Origin of the sequence: Micromonospora lutea (genome assembly GCF_016863535.1) — a bacterium.
Classification (GTDB): domain Bacteria; phylum Actinomycetota; class Actinomycetes; order Mycobacteriales; family Micromonosporaceae; genus Micromonospora; species Micromonospora lutea.
In genome coordinates, this window is the sequence record NZ_BOPB01000001.1 from 76,517 (window position 1) to 96,019 (window position 19,503).

Annotated in this window: 20 protein-coding genes, 1 tRNA gene and 1 pseudogene; 14 read left to right on the forward strand and 8 right to left on the reverse strand. The window is 70.9% G+C overall.

What is annotated here, in order from left to right:
• The first annotated feature begins 125 nt into the window (after positions 1 to 125).
• Entirely contained in the window at positions 126 to 968 is an 843-nt protein-coding gene (locus Vlu01_RS00380) for a RecB family exonuclease (protein ID WP_373307229.1), read from the forward strand.
• Between the two features lie 32 nt (positions 969 to 1,000).
• Here the strand turns inward: Vlu01_RS00380 and Vlu01_RS00385 are convergent, their stop codons facing one another.
• Positions 1,001 to 1,867, reverse strand: a complete 867-nt coding sequence (locus Vlu01_RS00385; protein ID WP_203990714.1) for an oxygenase MpaB family protein — start codon at positions 1,865 to 1,867, stop codon at positions 1,001 to 1,003.
• Between the two features lie 127 nt (positions 1,868 to 1,994).
• Here Vlu01_RS00385 and Vlu01_RS00390 point away from each other — a divergent pair, with 127 nt between their 5' ends.
• Positions 1,995 to 2,480 (forward strand): DUF2231 domain-containing protein, encoded by a 486-nt coding sequence (locus Vlu01_RS00390; protein WP_203990717.1) that lies wholly within the window; start codon positions 1,995 to 1,997, stop codon positions 2,478 to 2,480.
• A gap of 81 nt (positions 2,481 to 2,561) precedes the next feature.
• Here the strand turns inward: Vlu01_RS00390 and Vlu01_RS00395 are convergent, their stop codons facing one another.
• A complete protein-coding gene (locus Vlu01_RS00395; protein ID WP_239095605.1) occupies positions 2,562 to 2,909 on the reverse strand; it encodes a hypothetical protein in 348 nt (115 codons plus the stop codon).
• 169 nt (positions 2,910 to 3,078) lie between these two features.
• Here Vlu01_RS00395 and Vlu01_RS00400 point away from each other — a divergent pair, with 169 nt between their 5' ends.
• Positions 3,079 to 3,252 carry a hypothetical protein gene (locus Vlu01_RS00400; RefSeq protein WP_203990722.1) on the forward strand — a complete coding sequence of 58 codons (174 nt, stop codon included), beginning with the start codon at positions 3,079 to 3,081 and terminating at the stop codon, positions 3,250 to 3,252.
• A 65-nt stretch (positions 3,253 to 3,317) separates the two neighbouring features.
• Positions 3,318 to 3,539, forward strand: coding sequence for a hypothetical protein (locus Vlu01_RS27380; protein ID WP_239095630.1), 222 nt, complete (start codon positions 3,318 to 3,320; stop codon positions 3,537 to 3,539).
• A gap of 62 nt (positions 3,540 to 3,601) precedes the next feature.
• Here the strand turns inward: Vlu01_RS27380 and Vlu01_RS27815 are convergent.
• Both Vlu01_RS27815 and Vlu01_RS00410 read right to left on the reverse strand, forming a co-directional pair.
• Positions 3,602 to 3,799 (reverse strand): annotated as a pseudogene (locus Vlu01_RS27815) (FmdB family zinc ribbon protein); the annotation flags it as partial.
• Entirely contained in the window at positions 3,756 to 4,385 is a 630-nt protein-coding gene (locus Vlu01_RS00410) for a 5-formyltetrahydrofolate cyclo-ligase (protein ID WP_239095606.1), read from the reverse strand. The pseudogene Vlu01_RS27815 and the gene Vlu01_RS00410, both read right to left, overlap by 44 nt.
• A gap of 118 nt (positions 4,386 to 4,503) precedes the next feature.
• On the opposite strand from Vlu01_RS00410, the gene Vlu01_RS00415 reads away from it, so the two are divergent.
• From Vlu01_RS00415 to Vlu01_RS00440, 6 genes are all read left to right on the forward strand, one after another.
• The gene (locus Vlu01_RS00415) at positions 4,504 to 6,765 is read left to right on the forward strand and encodes a GGDEF domain-containing protein (RefSeq protein ID WP_203990741.1); all 2,262 of its coding nucleotides are present in this window, start codon (positions 4,504 to 4,506) and stop codon (positions 6,763 to 6,765) included.
• 9 nt (positions 6,766 to 6,774) lie between these two features.
• The gene (locus Vlu01_RS00420) at positions 6,775 to 7,728 is read left to right on the forward strand and encodes a UTP--glucose-1-phosphate uridylyltransferase (protein WP_203990745.1); all 954 of its coding nucleotides are present in this window, start codon (positions 6,775 to 6,777) and stop codon (positions 7,726 to 7,728) included.
• Positions 7,725 to 9,038, forward strand: a complete 1,314-nt coding sequence (locus tag Vlu01_RS00425) for a molybdopterin molybdotransferase MoeA (RefSeq protein WP_203990748.1) — start codon at positions 7,725 to 7,727, stop codon at positions 9,036 to 9,038. Before Vlu01_RS00420 ends, Vlu01_RS00425 begins: the two co-directional genes overlap by 4 nt.
• Before the next feature lie 61 nt (positions 9,039 to 9,099).
• On the forward strand, positions 9,100 to 9,708 hold the full coding sequence (locus Vlu01_RS00430; protein WP_373307231.1) for a GNAT family N-acetyltransferase: 609 nt from the start codon (positions 9,100 to 9,102) through the stop codon (positions 9,706 to 9,708).
• Positions 9,709 to 9,885: 177 nt separating this feature from the next.
• Positions 9,886 to 10,803 (forward strand): hypothetical protein, encoded by a 918-nt coding sequence (locus tag Vlu01_RS00435; protein WP_203990754.1) that lies wholly within the window; start codon positions 9,886 to 9,888, stop codon positions 10,801 to 10,803.
• Positions 10,804 to 11,081: 278 nt separating this feature from the next.
• Positions 11,082 to 11,155, forward strand: a tRNA-Ala gene (locus tag Vlu01_RS00440).
• Between the two features lie 242 nt (positions 11,156 to 11,397).
• On the opposite strand, the gene Vlu01_RS00445 is transcribed toward Vlu01_RS00440, so the two are convergent.
• Positions 11,398 to 11,889: a DUF1648 domain-containing protein gene (locus Vlu01_RS00445; RefSeq protein ID WP_203990757.1), complete on the reverse strand. Its 492-nt coding sequence runs from the start codon at positions 11,887 to 11,889 to the stop codon at positions 11,398 to 11,400.
• A gap of 118 nt (positions 11,890 to 12,007) precedes the next feature.
• Here Vlu01_RS00445 and Vlu01_RS00450 point away from each other — a divergent pair, with 118 nt between their 5' ends.
• The 3 genes from Vlu01_RS00450 to Vlu01_RS00460 all read left to right on the forward strand — a co-directional run bounded on the left by Vlu01_RS00450 (position 12,008) and on the right by Vlu01_RS00460 (position 15,811).
• A complete protein-coding gene (locus tag Vlu01_RS00450; RefSeq protein ID WP_203990760.1) occupies positions 12,008 to 12,751 on the forward strand; it encodes an SDR family NAD(P)-dependent oxidoreductase in 744 nt (247 codons plus the stop codon).
• Positions 12,752 to 13,175: 424 nt separating this feature from the next.
• Positions 13,176 to 14,081, forward strand: a complete 906-nt coding sequence (locus tag Vlu01_RS00455) for a pentapeptide repeat-containing protein (protein WP_203990763.1) — start codon at positions 13,176 to 13,178, stop codon at positions 14,079 to 14,081.
• Positions 14,082 to 14,362: 281 nt separating this feature from the next.
• Positions 14,363 to 15,811, forward strand: a complete 1,449-nt coding sequence (locus tag Vlu01_RS00460; protein ID WP_203990765.1) for a family 43 glycosylhydrolase — start codon at positions 14,363 to 14,365, stop codon at positions 15,809 to 15,811.
• 124 nt (positions 15,812 to 15,935) lie between these two features.
• Here the strand turns inward: Vlu01_RS00460 and Vlu01_RS00465 are convergent, their stop codons facing one another.
• From Vlu01_RS00465 to Vlu01_RS00475, 3 genes are all read right to left on the reverse strand, one after another.
• Positions 15,936 to 16,727, reverse strand: a complete 792-nt coding sequence (locus Vlu01_RS00465) for a peptidase (RefSeq protein WP_203990768.1) — start codon at positions 16,725 to 16,727, stop codon at positions 15,936 to 15,938.
• A 3-nt stretch (positions 16,728 to 16,730) separates the two neighbouring features.
• Positions 16,731 to 18,023: a VWA domain-containing protein gene (locus Vlu01_RS00470; RefSeq protein WP_239095607.1), complete on the reverse strand. Its 1,293-nt coding sequence runs from the start codon at positions 18,021 to 18,023 to the stop codon at positions 16,731 to 16,733.
• Positions 18,024 to 18,097: 74 nt separating this feature from the next.
• A complete protein-coding gene (locus Vlu01_RS00475; RefSeq protein WP_203990774.1) occupies positions 18,098 to 18,754 on the reverse strand; it encodes a 4'-phosphopantetheinyl transferase family protein in 657 nt (218 codons plus the stop codon).
• A 267-nt stretch (positions 18,755 to 19,021) separates the two neighbouring features.
• On the opposite strand from Vlu01_RS00475, the gene Vlu01_RS00480 reads away from it, so the two are divergent.
• Positions 19,022 to 19,291, forward strand: a complete 270-nt coding sequence (locus tag Vlu01_RS00480) for a hypothetical protein (RefSeq protein WP_203990777.1) — start codon at positions 19,022 to 19,024, stop codon at positions 19,289 to 19,291.
• Positions 19,292 to 19,503: the final 212 nt, after the last annotated feature.

Here is a 19,503-nt window from a genome sequence, read left to right on the forward strand (position 1 = left end):
GCTCTGTCGGGGGTGGATGACAGGATCTGAACGTGCGACGAGCCTCCCCAGCCGGACGACCCGCCGCCGGTGGCCGCCCGCCCCGGCCCCGCGACACGCAGCCCGAGCAGCTCGGCTTCGAAGGCATGCCGGAGCGCCTGTTCGTCTGCACACCGAGCCGGCTCGGCGCCTACGCCGACTGTCCTCGGCGCTACCGCTACTCCTACGTCGACCGTCCGGCACCGCCGAAGGGCCCACCCTGGGCGCACAACTCCCTCGGCGCCAGCGTGCACACCGCCCTGAAGAACTGGTATGCGCTGCCCGCCGACCGACGCCGCCCGGAGACGCTGCCCACCCTGCTCAAGGGCACCTGGGTACGCGAGGGCTACCGCGACGACGAGCAGGAGCGCGACGCCTACCGGCGGGCCCTCGGCTGGCTGGAGGCGTACGTGGGCGGGTTGGATCCGGCCGACGAGCCGATCGGGGTGGAACGGGTGGTCGCGGTGAAGACCTCGGTGCTGGCCTTCAACGGCCGCGCCGACCGGATCGACTCCCGGCCCGGCCCGCAAGGGCCCGAGCTGGTCATCGTCGACTACAAGACCGGCCGGACCGGGCTCGACAGCGACGACGCACGCGGTTCGCAGGCGTTGGCGCTCTATGCGTACGCGGCCGAGCGGGTGTTCCGCCGGCCGTGCCGGCGGGTCGAGTTGCATCACCTGCCGAGTGGCACCGTTGCCGCACACGAGCACAGTGTCGAGTCGTTGGCGCGGCAGGTGACCCGCGCCGAGGAGACCGCCCGCGACATCATGGCCGCCGAACGTTCGGTCGCCGACGGGGCCGATCCGGACGACGCCTTCCCGACCGCTCCGGGGCCGCGCTGCGCCTGGTGTGACTATCGGCGCGACTGCCCGACGGGATCCGCGATGCCGGGCAAGGAACCGTGGGCCGCAGTGGAGCGCTTCGCCGAGCCATCCGCGGAGCAGGACTGACCGGGCACGTCACCGCGGAACGACCGCCGCCGTCAGCCGGTGGTGCCGGCGGTAGCGGTCAGCTGAGCCGCCCGTTCCTTGGCGGCGCGCTGCATGGGGCCTTCCCGCCAGTCGCGTGGCAGGGCGGTGAGGGCGAGCCGCAGCGCGCGTACCGTCACATCGGCCGAGAGCGCGGTGGTTGGCAGACCCAACCCGCCGTAGAGCCGTCGCGCCCAGGACGGCAGCAGGGCGAGAGCGGTACCGGCGATGCCCAGGTACGCCCACCGTGGCGGGCCGAGGTTCAGCCCGATCCGCGCCGGCAGGCTGAGCTTCCACGGCAGGGGCGGGGCGGTCAGGAAAAGGGCGGTCTCGGCGGCCTCCCGGGTCATCCGCAGCTCGGGTCGGATCCGCTGGTAGTAGTCGGTCACCTCGGCGGCGGTGCCGGGAACTGTCTCCGGGGCCAGCCCGACGAGGGCGGCGGTACGCCGCTGCTCCGTGTAGTAGCGATCGACCTCGTCGGCGTCCAGCGGCACGCCGGCCCGACGCGCGGTGTCGAGGAACGACTCCACCTCGGTGACGTGGACCCAGCGAAGCAGATCCGGCTCGTCGATCCGGAACCGCTCGCCGGTGGCCGGGTCGATCGCGGTCATCCGGGCGTGCAGCCGACGTAGCCGTCGTCCAGCCCGCTCCGCCTCGTCGGTGGTGCCGTAGACGGTGGTACCCACGTACTCGGCCGTGCGCAGCAGACGCCCCCAGGCGTCCTGACGGTAGTTGCTGTTCTGCGCCACCCCGGCCATTGCCCGGGGATGCAACGCCTGGAGGTAGAGCGAACGCAGCCCGGCGACGAACAGGATGGGCTCCTGGTGCAACTTCCAGGTGACCGAACCGGGACCAAACAGGCCGACGTCGACGGTATCCACCAGTCAAGAGTGCCACGCCGGTCTACTTGAACCCTCGGGGTCGGTGCTGCGTGTGGAGCAACAGGGCGTTGGGCGGATCAGGCATGCCCCCGTACGCTGACATCCACGATCACCCTCGGAGGTGCCGATGTTCGAGAAGGCGCTGGGACTGCCCCTACACGTGCTGGTCGTGCACGCGGTCGTTGTCTTCGTACCGCTGCTGGTGCTGCTCGCCCTCGCGTACATCGTGCTGCCCCGGTTCCGCGCCCGGTTGGACTGGGCGGTGGCGGTCCTGGCGGTGGTCGCCCCGATCACCGCATGGGTCGCCGCGAGGTCCGGCGAGGCGCTGCAGGCCCGGCAGATCGAGCGGGGGTTCTCCGGCGAGATCCTCGACAAGATCAACGAACATGCGGCGCACGGCGAGATACTGTTCCGCGTCACGTTGGCGCTCGGCCTGGTGGTCATCCTGCTGCTGGTCATCACCAGCAATCACCCCCGGGTGCCGAAGCTGCCCGGCTGGGTGTCCGCGGTGCTGTCGGTCGTGGTGCTGGGGCTGGGTGTCGCCGCCCTGGTCTACGTCTGGTTCAGCGGGCACTCCGGTGCCGAGATGGTCTGGGGCAACACCTACGAATAGGCCGCCCACGGCTGGCCCGGACCGCCGCCCACCGGTGAACCAGCCAGTACCATCCCGATCCTGGCTGGCCCGGGTGCGACCTCAGAACAGCAACCGGGTGCAGAGTAGGCAGGTCAGTACCACCAGGACGGCGCCGGCGACCGCACCGACGATCCAGGTGACCCGCTGTGCCCGCTGTTCCTGCGCGTCCAAGCCGGTCATGTCCTGGGCCGGCAGGTGACGGGGCGGCGCCGGTTGCAGGTGCACCGGAGGCCGCCAACCAGGCGGTGGCGCGGTGGTGGGTGGCGGGCCGCCGTAACTGCCCGCCCCACCTGACGCGGCGCGGCCCGGGATCTGGTCAGGGACGCCGCCCTGGCTTGAGGATCCGTCGCCGGAGTCGGGCCGGCGCCACGGATCGTCTGGATCCAGACCGGATGGGGGGACCGTCACGCCGTCCGACGCTACCAACCACCTCGTCGCCGCACCGTCAGGCCGCGCCCGGACGCGTCATGATCCGGACAACGTCGGGGATGGTGCTGCCGACCGCCTATCCGACCCAGCACGATCCCCGACGCCGCTCGGATCGTCGGTGACGCACGCTGCGTTAGTCTTGCCGCTCGTGAGCACTCGCGAACCACATGGCCGGGGGGATGACGATCGCACGGTCGAGCTGACCGACGACTTCGTGGTGCTGCCGGAGCAGACCGCCGACGACACCGACCACGGTTGGGGTGAGCGGGCCGGCGGCAACGACGACTGGCTGCTCGCCGAGCGCCCACCGCACTGGGAGTAAGCGTCTCCGCCCGTTCGTCCCGGGCCCTGTGGCTCCGGTACCGGATCCGTCAGGAGGGGCTGGCCGTGGCCGACGCCTTGCTCGCGCCGCCGGAGGACCCGGACGATCCGCCGGACGACCCGCTGCCGGAGCCGGACGAGGTGGAGCCGGACGAAGCGGAGCCGGACGAGCTGGAACTGGTCGCCGAGGAGTTCGACCCGTTCGAGCTGGAGGTCGAGGACTCCGACTTGCCGTTCGACCCGTTGGACGTGCTGTCCGATCCGGAGGAGCGGGAGTCGGTGCGGTAGAAGCCCGAGCCCTTGAAGACGATGCCGACCGAGTTGAACAGCTTACGCAGTCGCCCCTCGCACGCCGGGCAGTCGGTCAGTGGGTCGTCAGAGAAGGACTGCACTGCCTCAAGCTGGTGACCGCACGCGGTGCAGGCGTACTGGTACGTGGGCACGTTCTCCTCCGGGTCTGACACGGCCAGTTGGCACTCGACGTATTCGAGTGCCAATGGTGCGTCATCGCCCCCCGGTTCGTCCAGCGGAAGTGTGGGGCACGACACCCGAGGGGACCATCAACCCGGAAGTCGGCGTGATCACCGCTCGTACCGGCTGGTCGTGCGGGTCGGTGGGCAACTCGTCCAGCAGCTCACCGTCGTACAGCGGTGTCACCGTGAGGACGGTCGCCGGCACCCGTGCCAGGGCCCGATCGTACGACCCACCGCCACGCCCCAGGCGGATGCCCCGGCGGTCCACCGCCAGTGCCGGCACCACCACCAGATCGGCGGTGGCGACCGCGGCGACCCCCAGTCGAGGCCCGGCCGGCTCGCGGATCCCCCGCCCGGCAGCGACCATGGCCTGCGGCCCGTCCCAGGCGGCCCAGTCCAGGTCGAGGTCGTCGCAGAGCACCGGCAGCAGCAGGTCCGCACCCGGGGGCAGCGCGTCGGCGAGCACCGTCGGCAGGTCCGGGCCACCTGGTTCCCGACCGACCGGGGCGTACGCGGCGACCCGGCCGGGCCGCAGCCGACCGACCAGTGAGATCAGCTCGGCTTGGATGCGTGCCGCAGCCGTGGCGCGGTCAGCTTCGGTACGGGCGCGGCGGCGCGCGAGCAGGCTGATCCGGGCGGCCTGCTTCGCGTCATGCGTCACTTCCGCTTCTTCCGCAAATTCCGGCACGCAACACTCCTCACGCAACGCTTGCCCAGCCGTCGCTCTGTGTCAGCATCGCAGGCGACGGTCGCGCAACTTCCGGGGGGAAGGGGAAGCGTTGACGCTACGCGGGCGGTTGACCGCAGCCTTCCTGGCGGTGGCGTTCGGCCCGGTCCTGCTCGGTGCCGTCTTCGTCGCCTCCACCGTCGCGACGGTTGACCGCAGCCGGGCCACCGAGCGGTTGGCGGTGGCCGCCGCGGCCGTACGCACCTCGATCGACGCCCTCTGCCAGCAGCTACGCGCCGCAGCCGACGCGGTCGCCGTCACCGCTGACCGTGCGGGGACCGCCGCGCAGGTGGTCCGCCGAGGGCTGGCCACCGCGGTGCTCGTCACCGACGAGACCGGTCGGGTCAGCTACGCCACCCCGGACCCACCCCCGGCGCCCTGGCGGGAATGCGCCATGGCGGAACCATCCGGCGGATCGGTCAGCGCCCTCGTGGTACGGGTGCAACTGCGCGATGCCGCCGGCTCGGCACTGGGTACGGTCGCCGCCGCCCAGCCGGTCGACCCCGCCTTCGTCGCGCGACTCGCCTCGGTGACCGGGGTCGCGGTGACCCTGCTCGACGGGGGTCCGTCCGTCCAGGTGGCGCACAGCACCGAGTCCGGCAACGGTCGTGACGCGGTGCTGGCCGCCGCCGCCTCGCTGCACGGCGAGCGCGTCACCGGCACCACCGACGGTCGGTACGTGCGTCGCGCCGGCCCGGCCATCGGACAGCCGTTGCCCCTGGTGCTCTCGGTACCGAGTGACCAACCGCCGGGCCTGCACGCGGTGCTGGTCGGCGTGGTGCTGCTGGCCGCCCTGCTGGGCGTGGCCGTCGCATGGCGGCTGGCCCGGGTGAGCACCCGGCCACTTGTGGAACTGGCCGGTGCGGCCGACCGGGTCGCCACCGGCGATCTCACCGTCCGGGTACCGGTACGCAGCAGCGACGAGCTCGGCCGGCTGGCCGTCGCCTTCAATCGGATGACTCGTGAGACGGGCGGCTACCTGGCGGCGCTGACCAGCAGCCGGGACCAGTTGCGCGGACACCTTGCCGTGCTCGGCGACACGCTGGCCAGCACCCATGACCTGCCCCGGATCCTGCGGGTGATCCTGCACAGCGCGCTGGCCGCGACCGGGGCCCGAGCGGGGGCGGTGCTGCTCACCGAGGAGGGTGGGCAACTCGTCGCCCGATGCAGCGCGGGGCTCGACGACCGCTGGTCCGGCGTCGCACCACTGCGGGTAGCGCTGGGCAGCGGGGTGGTCGGTGCGGTCGCGGCGACAGGCCAGCCGCGCCGAGGTCGGGTGGAACCGACGATCGTCTCCCCGGACGAGCCGCGCTGCCGGACGTACATCGCGGTGCCGTTCACCGCGCCCGACGCGACCGGTGGCGACGCGCCGGGAGCGGCACCGGCGGCCGTCGGATCGGGCCGACCGGCGGAGGCCGTGCTGGGCGTGCTGGCCCTCTACGACCGCCTCGGCGGGGAGGAGTTCGACGACGACGATCTGGCCACCCTGCGCACCTTCGCCCGGCACGCCGCGGTCGCCGTGGACAACGTGCGCGTACACGAGGAGGCGCAACGGCTGTCGCTCACCGACCCGCTGACCGGGCTGTGGAACTACCGGTACCTGCGCGAGTCGCTGCGTCGGGAGGTGGAACGGGCCAGCCGGTTCGGTCGGATGGTCAGCGTCCTCGCCCTCGACCTGGACCGCTTCAAGCAGGTCAACGACACGTACGGGCACGCGGCCGGGGACACCGTGCTGGCCGAGTTCGCCCGCCGGGTACGCGGCGAGATCCGGGAGGTGGACCTGGCCTTCCGCCGGGGCGGGGAGGAGTTCGTGGTGCTGCTGCCGGAGACCGATGCCCGTGGCGCGGCCATCGTCGCCGAGCGGCTCGGCGCGGCCGTCCGGGCCACTCCGGTGACGGCGCTGGGGCACGCCGGTGTCCGGGAGCTGATCCCGGTGTCCGTCTCCATCGGCATCGCCGTTTTTCCGGACCACGCCGACACCGGACCGCAGGTGTTGGCAGCGGCGGACGAGGCGCTCTACGCCGCGAAGACCGCCAGCCGGGACACCTGGCGACTGGCGCCCACCCGCCAGGCGTCGCCGACCCGTGAGGTACCGGTGCCGGCGGTCGCCCGTAGCCCCGCCGACGGACTGCCCCGGGCCGGACCCGACATGCCGGCCATCGGCGGCACGTCGGCTGGCCGGGACGTCGGTCCGAGCGTGCCGGCCCCCGCCGAGGTGCCTGCCGGATCCGGTGCCGTCGGCACCGGCAGAACCGGTCCGGTGGGCGGCGCGTCTTCTGGTCCTCACCCGCCGAGGCACGCCGATGGCCGATAGTCTCGCGGCATGTCGGAGCACTCAGCGAACCCCTCAGCGGCCACCGCCACCGGCCGTCCCCGTGCCGTCAAAGCCGTCATCCCAGCCGCCGGCCTGGCCACCCGGTTCCTGCCGGCCACCAAGGCCGTTCCCAAGGAACTGCTGCCGGTCGTCGACCGGCCGGTGTTGCAGTACATCGTCGAGGAAGCCGCCCAGGCCGGCATCGGCGACGTGCTGCTGATCACCGGTCGGGGCAAGACGTCGATGGTGGACCACTTCGACCGTCGCCCCGACCTGGAGGAACGGCTCGCGGAGAAGCCTGATCTGCTCGCGGCCGTCAAGCGGACCGAGGAACTGGCGTCCATCTACACCTGTCGCCAGCCGGAGCAGCTCGGCCTCGGGCACGCCGTCGGGTACGCGGAGTCCCACGTCGGCGACGAGCCCTTCGCGGTGCTGCTCGGCGACGAGTTCGTCAACCTCAGCGAGCCGCTGCTGCCGGCCATGCTGGAGCTTCAGAAGCGTACGGGTGGGGTGGTGCTCGCCTTCTTCGAGGTCGACCCGGCAGAGACAAAGCGGTACGGGATCGCCTCCGTCGAGCCGGCCGAGTCCGAGCTGACTGACATCGGCGAGGTCGTGAAGGTGACCGGCATGGTGGAGAAGCCGAAGCCGGAGGACGCGCCGAGCAACCTCGCCGTGCTCGGCCGCTACGTGCTGCCCGGCAAGATCTTCGACGCCATTCGTCGGACGAAGCCCGGCAGCGGCGGGGAGATCCAGCTGACCGACGCGATGGAGATCCTGCGTACCGAGGGCACACCGGTGCACGCGATCGTCTATCGAGGCATCCGCTACGACACCGGCATGCCCCTGGGCTACCTGCAGACCGTGGTCCAGATCGCCGCCGACCGCGAGGACCTGGGTAGCGAGTTCCGCAAGTGGCTGGCCGAGTTCGTCAACTCGGACGCGTCGGGCGGTCCGAATACATGACCACGACGGCCGACGCCGAGGCGGCCGAAAACGGGTTGACGCCGCTCGCCGACTACCTGAGCAGCGTGCTGCGCAGGTTGCGCGCGCTGCCTCCGCTCGACCTCGACCTCACCCAGGCGTACGGCAACGTTCTCGCCGAGGACGTCGTCGCCCCGCACTCGTTCCCGGCCTTCGACCAGGCGGCTGTGGACGGGTACGCGGCGCGCTGGGAGGACATCGCGGGTGGTGGCCGGGGCGTGGGATACGTCCCGGCCCAGTCCAGTCGGCCGGGCGGTCGCACCGTACGACTCAACGTCGTCGGTGATCTGGGCGCGGCGAGCTGGCGACCGGTGCGGCTCACCCCGGGCTCGTGTTTCTCCGTGGCAGCCGGCGCGCCACTGCCGATCGGCGCGGACGTGGTCGTCCCGGTGGAGTGGACCGACCAGGGCATGGCGGCAGTGGAGATCTTCCGGGTTCCGAAACGGGGGTACGGGGTCCGCCGGACGGGCGAGGAGGTGGCGGCCGGCGAACTGCTCGCCCGCTCCGGCACCTACGTCTCGCCGGCGTTGGTGGCGGTGCTCGCCGCGACCGGCATCGGTCACGTGGTGGTGCGCCCGAGCCCTCGGGTGGTGATCGTGGCCACCGGCGACGAACTGGTCGACGTCGGCCGGGGCAGTCAGCCGGGGCAGGTCGTCGACGCCAACTCGCACGCCCTGACGGCTGCGGCGGCCGAGGTGGGAGCGCTGGCCTACCGGGTGGGTATCTGTGACGACGACCCGGAAGGGCTGCGTGGGCTGCTGGAGGACCAGACCCTGCGCGCCGACCTGATCATCACGACCGGCGGCACCGGCACCGGGCCGGGTGACATGGTCCGCCGGATCCTGTCGCGCCGGGAGGGCAGCCGCGCCGGTCCGGTCACCTTCACCGACGTGGCGCTCTATCCGGGTACCGCCCTCGGCTTCGGTACCGTCGGCGCCGAGGAGGTGCCGGTGGTCTGCCTGCCCGGCGACCCGGGGGCGGCGATGATCGGCTTCGAGGTGCTGGCTCGGCCCGCGATCAACCTGCTGGCCGGCGCGGAGCCGGTGTTTCGTCCCAGCGTACGGGCACATCTGCTGGAGACCGTCTCCTCCCCGGCCGGGCTGCGCGAGTTCCGTCCCGCACACGTCGCTGAACGCCGTGGCGGGGGTTACACTGTTCAACCGCTCAACGGCGGTCCGTTCACGCTTTCCGGCCTGGCAGAGGCGAACGGGCTTCTCGTTCTCGGTGAGCGGGTGACTGCCGCTGCCGCCGGCTCCACTGTCGACGTGTTGCTGCTGGACCGCCGCCGGTGATCCACCGGTGATGCTCCGGAGTGGAGGTTCGGTGTTCCGACGCGCGCCTGGCTGGCCGGCGGTGCTCTCCGACGGTTCGGTGCTGCTGCGGCCGTACCGGCGGTCGGACGCGGCGGCCTGGTCGCAGGTGCGCCGGGCCAACCGGGAGTGGCTGGCCCCCTGGGAGTCGTCGGTGCCCGGTGACTGGGACGAGGTGAACTCCCCGGCGACGTTCCGCTGGGTCTATCGCGACCAGCGACACTCGGCACGTACCGGTGAGGGGATGCCGTTCGCGGTCTGCCTGCACGAGGACGGGGTGCAGCGGCTGGTCGGTCACATCAACGTGGGCAACATCGTGCGCCGCGCCTTCTGCTCCGGGTACGTCGGTTACTGGGTCGACCGGCGGGTCGCCGGCCGAGGCGTCATCCCCACCGCGCTGGCGCTGGCGGTCGACCACGCCTTCGGCTCCGGCGGGTTGCACCGGATCGAGGTCAACATCCGTCCCGAAAACCGGCCGTCGCGTCGGGTGGTGGAGAAGCTGGGCTTCCGCGAGGAGGCGTACCACGCGCGCTACATGCACATCGACGGTGCTTGGCGTGATCACATCGGCTACGCGATGACCAGCGAGGAGATCGCCGCCGAGGGTGGCCTGCTGGCCCGTTGGCATCGGCTGCGTGCTCGTACCCCGTGAGCCGTCCCACGTGCGGGATCGGCGCGGCGCGGCGGTTCCGGCGACGGTGACCCGTAACCTCAGGTAACTGCAAGCTGCGGCAGGCGTTGCCCGCTCCGCATGATTCACGTCGCCGATGCCGATCGGTGGAAGATCCTGCGGCGGTCGGCGCTTGCTCCGAATTTGGTGACGGGAGGGGTGAGGGTGCCGACCTCGGTGCTCCTCGCCGTCCTCGCCGCCGCCGGTCTGCTCGCCCTCGCTCCGGCGCTGGTTCGCCGGTACGACGCCGCCGAGCGGCTGGTGGCGGAGCGGGCGCAGTCGACGGCGCGGGTGCTTCAGCGCCGCCGACGCCGTCGCACTGTCCCCGGTCGACGACCGGTCAACCCCTCCCGTGCCCTGGTGATCACTCTCAGTGAGGATCGCGGCTCGGGGGAGCTCGCCAGTCCGGTCTCCGGTCCGCCCGCTCTACGTCGCTCGGTTCCTCCCGCGCCTCGTCGCTCAGGTGACGGTGGCGAGTTGCCGTCAGGTCCCGCTGAGGGGAGCGGTGGCTCTTCCCGCAGCGCGGCTGGCGAACGCCCGGTGCCGCGCCGATCCGGTCGGCCGAGCCGGTTGCGCGCCGTACCGGTGGGTGGAGGCCGAACCCGCCGTCGCCCGGACCGGCACCGTCACCACACCCCCGCCATCTACCGCCGCCGCCGGGTGCTCGCCGCGCTGGTGCTGCTCAACGCCGTCGAGCTGATCGGCGTGCTGGTCGTCGGCCCCGGATTCTGGATCAGCTTCGCGGTCACCGCCACCCTGCTGATCGTGTACGTCGTACACCTGCGCGCCCGTGCGGTGGCTGACCGCCGACGACGTCGGGCCCTGGCTCGCGAGGCCGCGTGGCTGGCGGCTCGTCAGGCCGAGGTACGCCGTGAGCAGGCCCGCCGGGCAGCGGCCCGTCGTGAGGCGCAGCGTCGCCTGGCAGCCCAGCGGGAATCCGTCCGACGCAACGCGATGGGCCTGGACCGTCCGGCCGACCTGCCGCAGGCCGCCAGCGGCGGCTCGGTCTCCTACCGCCGAGCCGGCGGCCTGCGGGGCCGCCCCTACGAAACCGGCCCCGGCTCCCACTCCGCCTGACCCCGCCCCTGCCCTCGCCCTCGCCCCTGCCCTCGCCCCTGCCCTCGCCTTCGCCTTCGCCGAGGCGCTCGCCCTCGCCCCTGGGCGCCGTGCGAGGCGACAAGTTCGGGGATAGTGCTGCCTCGGATCGGCTGAAGGCAGCAATATCGGGGAAACTGCGAGGATCTTGGGAGGCTCAGTGGGCGGGGTGGTTCGCGGCGGGGGCGCTGAACCTGTTAGCCTTGTCGCCGGCCCGCCCGGTGAAAGCCGGGTGGGACCGACGCCGGTAGACCGGCGGAGGGGCTGTGGCGCAGACCGGTAGCGCACCTCGTTCGCATCGAGGGGGTCAGGGGTTCAAATCCCCTCAGCTCCACCCACACCATTAATGGCCAGCGGAAACGCTGGCCATTGGTCATTTGGCACAGATCCGGCACAACTCAGCCCGGAAGCGCCGCCCCCGAGCGGTTCCCCGCAGCCTCCCGAAGCGCCGTGCTGACGATGTTGCGGCGACGATTCTTCTTCGGTCACCAATGCATCTACGTTTCCAACGTTGGCAAGGCCGCCACCTGCTCGGCATCCGGGCCCCGAACGGATATGACGCAGGCGCGGAGTGGTTCAGCGTGCCGGCGGCCGGTAGCGGCGGAGCCAGAGCCAGATCGTCCACCCGGTGAGGTAGCCGAGATATCCGATCAGCAGGATCGGGGCCGCCCCGGACAACCGGTGGTCGACGCTGGTCGACGCCTGGACGGCCAGGATGAGGACGCCGGCGAGAAAGAAAATCGTGACCGCTCCGAGGTGGTACATGTCCTCGGCGGAGCGGCGGCGCAGCTCGGCCACGTGCTCCGGTTGTTTCCAGTACGACGGATGCGGGACGTTGAGGAGGTCGAGCGGGATCCGGCTGACCAGGGCCGCACAACCGACGAACGCCGCCGCCATGCAAACACCGAGCGCCACGGCGACCAGGATCGCCGTACCGCGTGAGCCGTACCAGTCGGCGTGCAGATCGGCCCCGAAGTGCAGCGCCACCCGCTCCGGCCAGACGAGTGCACCGTAACCGACCACTGCGGCGTAGCACAGAGTAGCTACTACGAAAACCTTTCGTTGCATGGTCGGCGAGGCTACCCGGCGTCCCAGCGTCACCGTTGCCGACCGGGTGGGTGCTCACGTAAGGGTGATCGACGACCCGACGGGCGGCTGTCCTGAGTGAACTGTCAGGATTGCCGGCATGACGGTCCAACTTGCCGGCAGGGTTGCACTGGTCACGGGCGGAAGTCGGGGTATCGGTGCCGCCGTCGCCCGCCGGCTCGCCGAGGATGGCGTGGACGTCGCGTTCACCTACCGCAGCGCCGGGGACCGCGCGAAGTCCGTCCTGGCCGACATCGAGGCGTACAGAGGCGCGGGTCTGGCGATCTGTGCGGACAGCGCGGACCCGGCGGCGGTTGTCGGTGCCGTGGAGCGGACCGTCGCCGAGATGGGGCGACTGGACATTCTGGTCAACAACGCCGGGGTGTTCGCGGGTGGGCCGATCGAGGCGGTCAGCTTCGAGGACCTCGACCGGGCGGTCGCGGTCAACGTGCGCGGGGTGTACCTGGCCACCCAGGCAGCGGTACGTCACATGGGTGACGGTGGCCGGATCGTCAACATCGGCAGCAGCTTCGCCAGCCGTGTCCCGGCCCCGGGGGTGAGCGCGTACGCGATGACCAAGAGCGCGGTCAACGGGCTGACCCGGGCGCTGGCCAGGGAGCTTGGGCCTCGCGGGATCACCGTCAATCTGATCCTGCCGGGCTCGACCGACACCGACATGAACCCGGCCGACAGCGCCGGTGCCGACGCCCAGCGGTCGCACATCGCCCTCGGCCGGTACGCGGCACCGGCCGACGTGGCGGCCACGGTCAGTCACCTGGTGGGCGACGGCGGCCGGCACATCAACGGCGCGTCGATCGCCGTCGACGGCGGCGCGACCGCCTGACTGCCCGACCGCCTGACTGCCCGACCGCCTGACTGCCCGACCGCCTGACTGCCCGACCAGTCAGGCCGTTGAAGGATTCGGCCGCACAACCGTCGTAGTGCGTGCGTTCGACGATGTCCACAATCCGACTGGACCAGGCCGGAAGCGATTCAACCGGTGATCATGATTGCGCCCGTATCTTGCACCTGTAACGAGGTGGCGATTCCGCTTCGGTGAAGGTCCGCTCCCATTGATCTCATGGTGCGGTGAGGGGTTGAAAGTGGTCTTCCGCAGAAAACACGTGAGGGGCGGCGGTGCGGGTCAGGGCCCAAGCCCTGGTCAAGGTCGCCGAAGACGTCATGTCCGGGCCAGTAGGCCCGCGAACAGGATTCGGTCGCGAAAGCCGGCGGGTCCAGCGTGGACGCAGACCCAGGATTTCCCGCGTGTGGAAATCAAGCCTGATCCCTGGCATCGCCTGATCGCCATAGGAAGCATCGTGTCGGTCTTAGTGGTCGCGGTCGGACTCTACCTCAGTAATGAGGCCGACCGTGCGCAGCTTGATGTGACGCTCAAAGGACAGGCCAGTGACAGGTACAACGACGCGGTGCGGCAACTCAACGAGCCTGGGCGCGAGAAACTCCTACTGCGGGTGGGTGCCATCTATGCCCTTGAGCAGTTGATGCGGAACTCGCCGCCCGACCAGCCGGCGACGATCGAGATCATTGCCGGCTTCGTGCGGCTGAATTCTCCGCTGCCGGATGCCCCTGAAGCCGATGCTCCGCAGGAGTCGGCCAGCCGGCCTGAACACCGATCGGACCGCCGTGCCCGGCTGCCGATGGACGTTCAGGCTGCCTTGACCGTACTCGCCAGACGAAATTCGGAAGAAGATGACCGGGCGGTCCTGACACCGGAAGGAATTGCCAACAACCAGCGCAGTGGGGACGGATTGGAACTTCCGAACACCTATCTCCGAGGGGCCCGGATCGATGGTATTTCCCTCAATGGGGCTGACCTGCGGGGTGCAGATCTACGCGAGGTGCGGATGTCGAGCGCCCGTCTGCGGAGCACCCAACTGGAGCTGGCCAAACTTGACAACGCCAACCTGGCCCATTCTCTTCTCCATGGCGCCGATCTCAAGGGAGCGAGCCTGCGCAACGCGACTCTCTTCGGAACGTCGTTCTGGCGAGCCGATCTTTCGGGTGCCGACTTGCGCGGCGTGACAGACCTTTCATCCAGCCAGTTGCGCTGCGCCGTCACCGATGCTGAAACGAAACTCCCGGCAGGCGTCGAGCCGCCGCCCGTTGGCGCATCGCTTCATCAGGAGTGTTTGAGTTTGACCTGGACGGATTAGAGCGACCCGTCGCGGTGTGACCGGCCCGGGGCCTGGAGGATCGGGCGACCCTGCTCGCCTGTCCGGGTCGGCCCGTACCTGTGGGACTCCTGCGGGCGTGCGGATCCGGGATGCCTGCGCTGGGCGGTTGATGTGTTGCGGCCAGACGTCTAATAGATGTCCGTCTCTTGACGGCGGGTGATTGTTAACGCTATCAATGAGGCGGGCACGGCGGGCACGGTCGGACGGGGACTGTGCCCGCCCCGGACGGTCGGCTCGCAGTCGGCGGAAGGGCGAAGGCGATGACACGGCCTCAGCTCACGTACCGCAGGTGGGCAGCGGCGTGCGCCGCCCTGATGATCGCGGTGACCAGCACGCTGGTGGGGCCGGCCGCCCCAGCGCGGGCCGCCGCCGTCACATTCACCAATCCGCTGGCCGAACAGCGCGCCGACCCGCACATCTACCGGCACACCGACGGCTACTACTACTTCACCGCGACCGTCCCGGAGTACGACCGCATCGTGCTGCGCCGCGCCACCACTCTGCAGGGGCTCGCCACCGCCAGCGAGCGGGTGATCTGGCGGCGGCACAGCAGCGGCGAGATGGGCGCGCACATCTGGGCCCCGGAGATCCACTTCATCGACGGCCGGTGGTACGTCTACTTCGCCGCCGGCCGCACCGACGACATCTGGGCCATCCGGCCGTACGTGCTGGAGAGCAGCGCCGCGAACCCGCTCGACGGCCCGTGGGTCGAGCGTGGTCAACTCCAGCCGGCACGCAGCAGCTTCTCGCTCGACGCGACGACCTTCGTGCACAACGGCCAGCGCTACCTGGCCTGGGCGGAGTACGCCGGCAGCAATTCGAACATCTACCTCGCGCGAGCCGTCAACCCCTGGACGTACGCCGGCACCCCGAGCCTGATCGCCACCCCGACCCACGCCTGGGAGACCCGGGGTTACCGGGTGAACGAGGGCCCGGCGGTGCTGATCCGCAACGGCCGGGTCTTCATGACCTACTCGGCGAGCGCCACCGACGCCAGTTACGCGGTCGGCCTGCTCACCGCCCAGGCCAACAGCGACCTGCTCAACCCGGCCTCGTGGACCAAGCGCGCCACACCGGTGCTGACCAGCGACAGCCGGACCGGTCAGTACGGCCCGGGCCACAACTCGTTCACCGTGGCCGAGGACGGCAGCGACGTGATCGTCTACCACTCCCGCAACTACGAGCGGTACCTCGGCAACGGTTACGACCCGCTGAGCGACCCGAACCGGCGTACCCGCGTCCAGCGGGTCTACTGGAACGCCGACGGCACCCCGAACTTCGGCGTACCGGTGCCGGACGGCCTGACGCCGGTCCGGCTGCGCGCCCACGACCTGCCCGACCGCTACCTGCGGCACTGGGAGTTCCGGGTCCGGCTGGAATCGAACGTCACCAACCTGGCCGACTCGCAGTTCCGGATCGTCGCCGGCCTGTCGAACTCCTCGGCGGTCTCGCTGGAATCGACCAACTATCCCGGCTACTTCCTGCGGCACCGCAACCACCAGATCTGGGTGGAACGCAACGACGGCTCGAACCTCTTCCGACAGGACGCCACCTTCACCCGAAGGGCCGGGCTCGCCGACGCGGCGAAGGTGTCGCTGGAGTCGGTGAACTTCCCCGGGCAGTACGTCCGCCACCGCGACGGACTGCTCTACCTGGAGGCGGTACCGGATGCAGCCGGACGCGCCTCGGCCACCTTCGCCCTGGACTAGTGCGGTGGCCAGCATCGGGACTGGTGGGGCTGCGCCCCGCCGCCACCGCCCTGTTCCCGCTGGCTCGGCGTGGGGACCGCCGGCAGGTCGCAGCGGGCACCTCAATGCGACCTGCCGGCGGGGCTCACCTGGTGGAGGGGCGTCGGGTGAGGGCGAAGCCGATCACGCCCGCGACCGCGGCCAGCATCCCGCCGGCGGTGGTCCAGATCCAGCGGGACCCGGCCTCGGGCAGCCAGCCGGTGAGGCTCAGGTTCCAGCCGTCGTCCTCATCGCCCTCCGCTGCGACCGTCGGTTCGGCGTCGAAGACAGTGCCGGCGTTGGTCGGTGGCACCAGCGCCGCCTCCAACCTGCCGTCGTCAGCGGAGGTGCCGGCGTCGTCGACGGTCGAGACCAGCAGGTCCACGTCGATCGGCAGACCGAGGTCGGGCTCGGGGACGTCGACCACGGCCAGCCGCACGTAGTAGGTGCCGGGTAGTGGGTCGCCGGACCACGGCTCGGCCCATGGGCGCACCCGCCGCAGCGTGCAGCCGATGCCGACGGTACGCGCCGAAGCGTCGGCGGTCGGTGTCTGCGCGCCGGCCGTGCACGCCTGCCGGCGTCGCAGCCCGTCGAAGACCTCCACCGTCCAGGTGGATCGGCCGCCGCGGTTCTGCGCGAGGGTGACCGTCGCGGTGATCTCGTGGACCTCGCCCGCCGTGGCCGGGAACGACCAGTAGAGGTATTCACCGGTCGAGGCGGCGACGCGGACGGGCTGGCCGGCGGCGACGGGGGTGGCGCTCAGGTACGAGGTGCCCGCCTTCGTGACGGTGACCGCACCGGGGGAAGGGGTGGGCGTAGGCGCGGCGAGTGCGGTGCCGGGGGCCAGGGCGACACCGACGGCGAGCAGGGCAGCGGCGGTTGCCGATCGGGTGAGCATCACTCAGTTCCTCCAGGTGGCTACCCACCAGCGGGTGAGCAGGCCGGTGACGAGCCCGGTGAGCAGGCCGGCGAGGGTCAGCAGGAGCAGCAGCATCCAGCCACGGCCCAGGTCCGGCCCGTCCGGGGCGGACGAAGCGGCGACCACGTCGACGGTCAGCTCGACGGGCATACCCGGATCCGCCGCGGTGCCCGCCCGTGGCGAGAACATGTTGCTGACCACCAGGCAGACGGTGGTGACGGCGGGGCGCGAACTGGCTGCCGGAGTCGGGTCGGTCTCCTCGGCGCGCTCGGCGTCCTCTCCGGCCGACCAGCGCAGGCCAGTGGAGATCACGTCGGTACGTCCGCTGCCGGCGTCCACCCCGCGAACGAGTTCCCGACCGTCCGTCGCAGTGGCCCGCAGCAGCACGCCGTAGTCGGGGTTGATCGGGCGGTCGAGCGCCACGCTGACCGAGGCCCGCAGTTCCTGCCCTTGCCGCACCGGTACCCGGTACCAACGGTGCTCAAAGAAGGTTTCCCGGTCGGTGTAGACGCCGGCGGAGAGCAGGGGCGCCCCCTGGCAGGTGTCCGTCCCGTCGACCTTCGCCGGAGTGGTGGCGTACGTGTCGCGGGCCCGGTCCACCAGTTGCTTCAGTCGGTCGGTCAGATCCTCGGCGCTCTGTGCGGCGGTGTAGGTACCACCGGTGGCGGCGGCGATGCAGAGCAACTGCCGGCGTACCTTCTCGTCCGGTGCGAGGCCGAGGGTGTCCACCACCAGCGTGGTGCCCTTGGCGGCCAGCTCACGGGCCACCTGGCAGGGGTCCGGCGGGGCACAGGTGTCCTCGCCATCGGTGATCAGCACGATTCGTCGGGCGGTGGTGCCGGTACCGAGGTCCTTGGCGGCTTCGCGCAGGGCGAGCCCGACCGGCGTGAAACCGGTCGGTCGTAGGGTTGCCACGGCGGCCTTGGCCTGCGCCCGGTCGACCGGACCGACCGGCACGATCTGCTGGGTGTCCAGGCAGCCCTGCTGCTTGTCCTTGCCCTTGTAGGTGGCGCCCAGCACCCGGATGCCCAGCTGTGTCTCGTCGGGCAGCGCGTCCACCACCTCGCCGAACGCCTGCTGAGCCACGGAGATCCGGCTACGTCCGTCGATGTCGGTGGCTCGCATCGAGCCACTCACATCAAGTACGAGTTGGACCCGTGGTGGTTCGGCTGGGGGTTCCGCCCGGTCGTCGGCAAGCGCCGGCACCGGGCCGGCCAGCGTGGTCGCCGCCAGCAGCCCGAGCAGGGCGGCTGACGACCATCTCTTGTTGATCACCGGGCGGAGTGTAGACAAGTCCATTCAGGACAGGACATCCGGTCGCCGGTCGCGGTGCAGCTCGGCGGTGCTCGCTAGCGGATGGTGAGCACGGCGGCGGTGCGCACCAGGTCGGCCTCCACCGCGAAGCGGCCGGTGATCAGCGCGGGCGGGTCGTCGACCGACGCGTCGGTGACCCGAGCGGGTGAGATTCGCGCGGTGAACGTCCCGGTATCGGGATCGAGGCGTACCAGAGCGTCGTGAAAGTCGAGCCAACTGCCGACGACCGGATGCCACACCTTGTACACGGTCTCCTTCGCGCTGAAGATCACCGCCGGCCAGGAAACGCCCGTTGGCAGCCGCGCGATCTGCTCGTGCTCGTCGGGTAGGCAGATCAGGCGGCGTACTCCCGCACTGAGTTCCCGGTGCTGCTCGGCGTCCATGCCGACCGCCCGGATCTCGTCACTGCGGGCGACGGCTGCGGCGCAGTAGCCGTGGGTGTGGGTGATGGTGCCGACCGTGCCCGCCGGCCAGACTGGGGAGCGGTCGGGCGCGGCTGGTACGGCGACCGGTGGGAGACCGAGCGCCGCCATGGCGCGCCGGGCGCAGACCCGGCCGGCGGTGAAGTCACGGCGGCGGCTGTCCACCGCTCGGTCTCCGATACAGGCGGCCTCAGCCGCGTGCAACGGCCCGGACCAGTCGTCCGGACCGGCCACGGCCACCGCGACGGCGGGCGGCAGAAGATCACGCACCTGCGGCTCCGGGGGAGTGCTTTCGGTCAATGGTGCCGGTACGGGGGACCGGCGATGATGGGTGCCTCTGGTGGATGCGGTGCCTACGGCAGGTCGCGGCGGCCATGGTTGGTCAACGTACCGCAACGGTGTAACGCCTCAGCGTCCCCGGACGCTGAAGGTGCGCACGGGCATTCTCGACCCGGCGGCGGGCCCGCATGCCCGCCGTCCCCGGTGGAGGCGGAAGGGAGCGCGATGACGGGTGTTACGGATCGCTCGGGTGTCACGGTGGCGGAGACGGACGGAATCGCGCCATCCCGCGTGGGCGGGCACGCCCCGGTGACCCCCGAATGGACGTGTGGCACCTGTGACGCCGAGTGGCCCTGTGAGCCCAAACGAGAGCAGTTGCTGACCGAGTACGGCACGGATCGGGCGATGCTGAGTGTGTACCTGGGCGCCTGTCTCGCCGCCGCTGCCGAGGATCTGCACATCAGCGGTGCGACGTCATTGCAGGACCGATTCTTCGGCTGGTTGCCGCGCCGTCCGAAACAGCACTGAGGCCGCCCCTCGATCGACCGTCCAGGTGGGACGACGCTTCGCTGTCGGACGGTGTCACGCCGAAGCTGCGTCGCTGGACGGATCGGTTCAGCCGAGCGGCGGTCGGCGACTCGTCGGCGGCGCAGAGTCCGCGCGGAGTCACGCAGCGGCAACCATCGCCGGAATTTCGTGTCGCATTCAGCATTCGTCGGAAATCTGACCCGCGTCGCCCC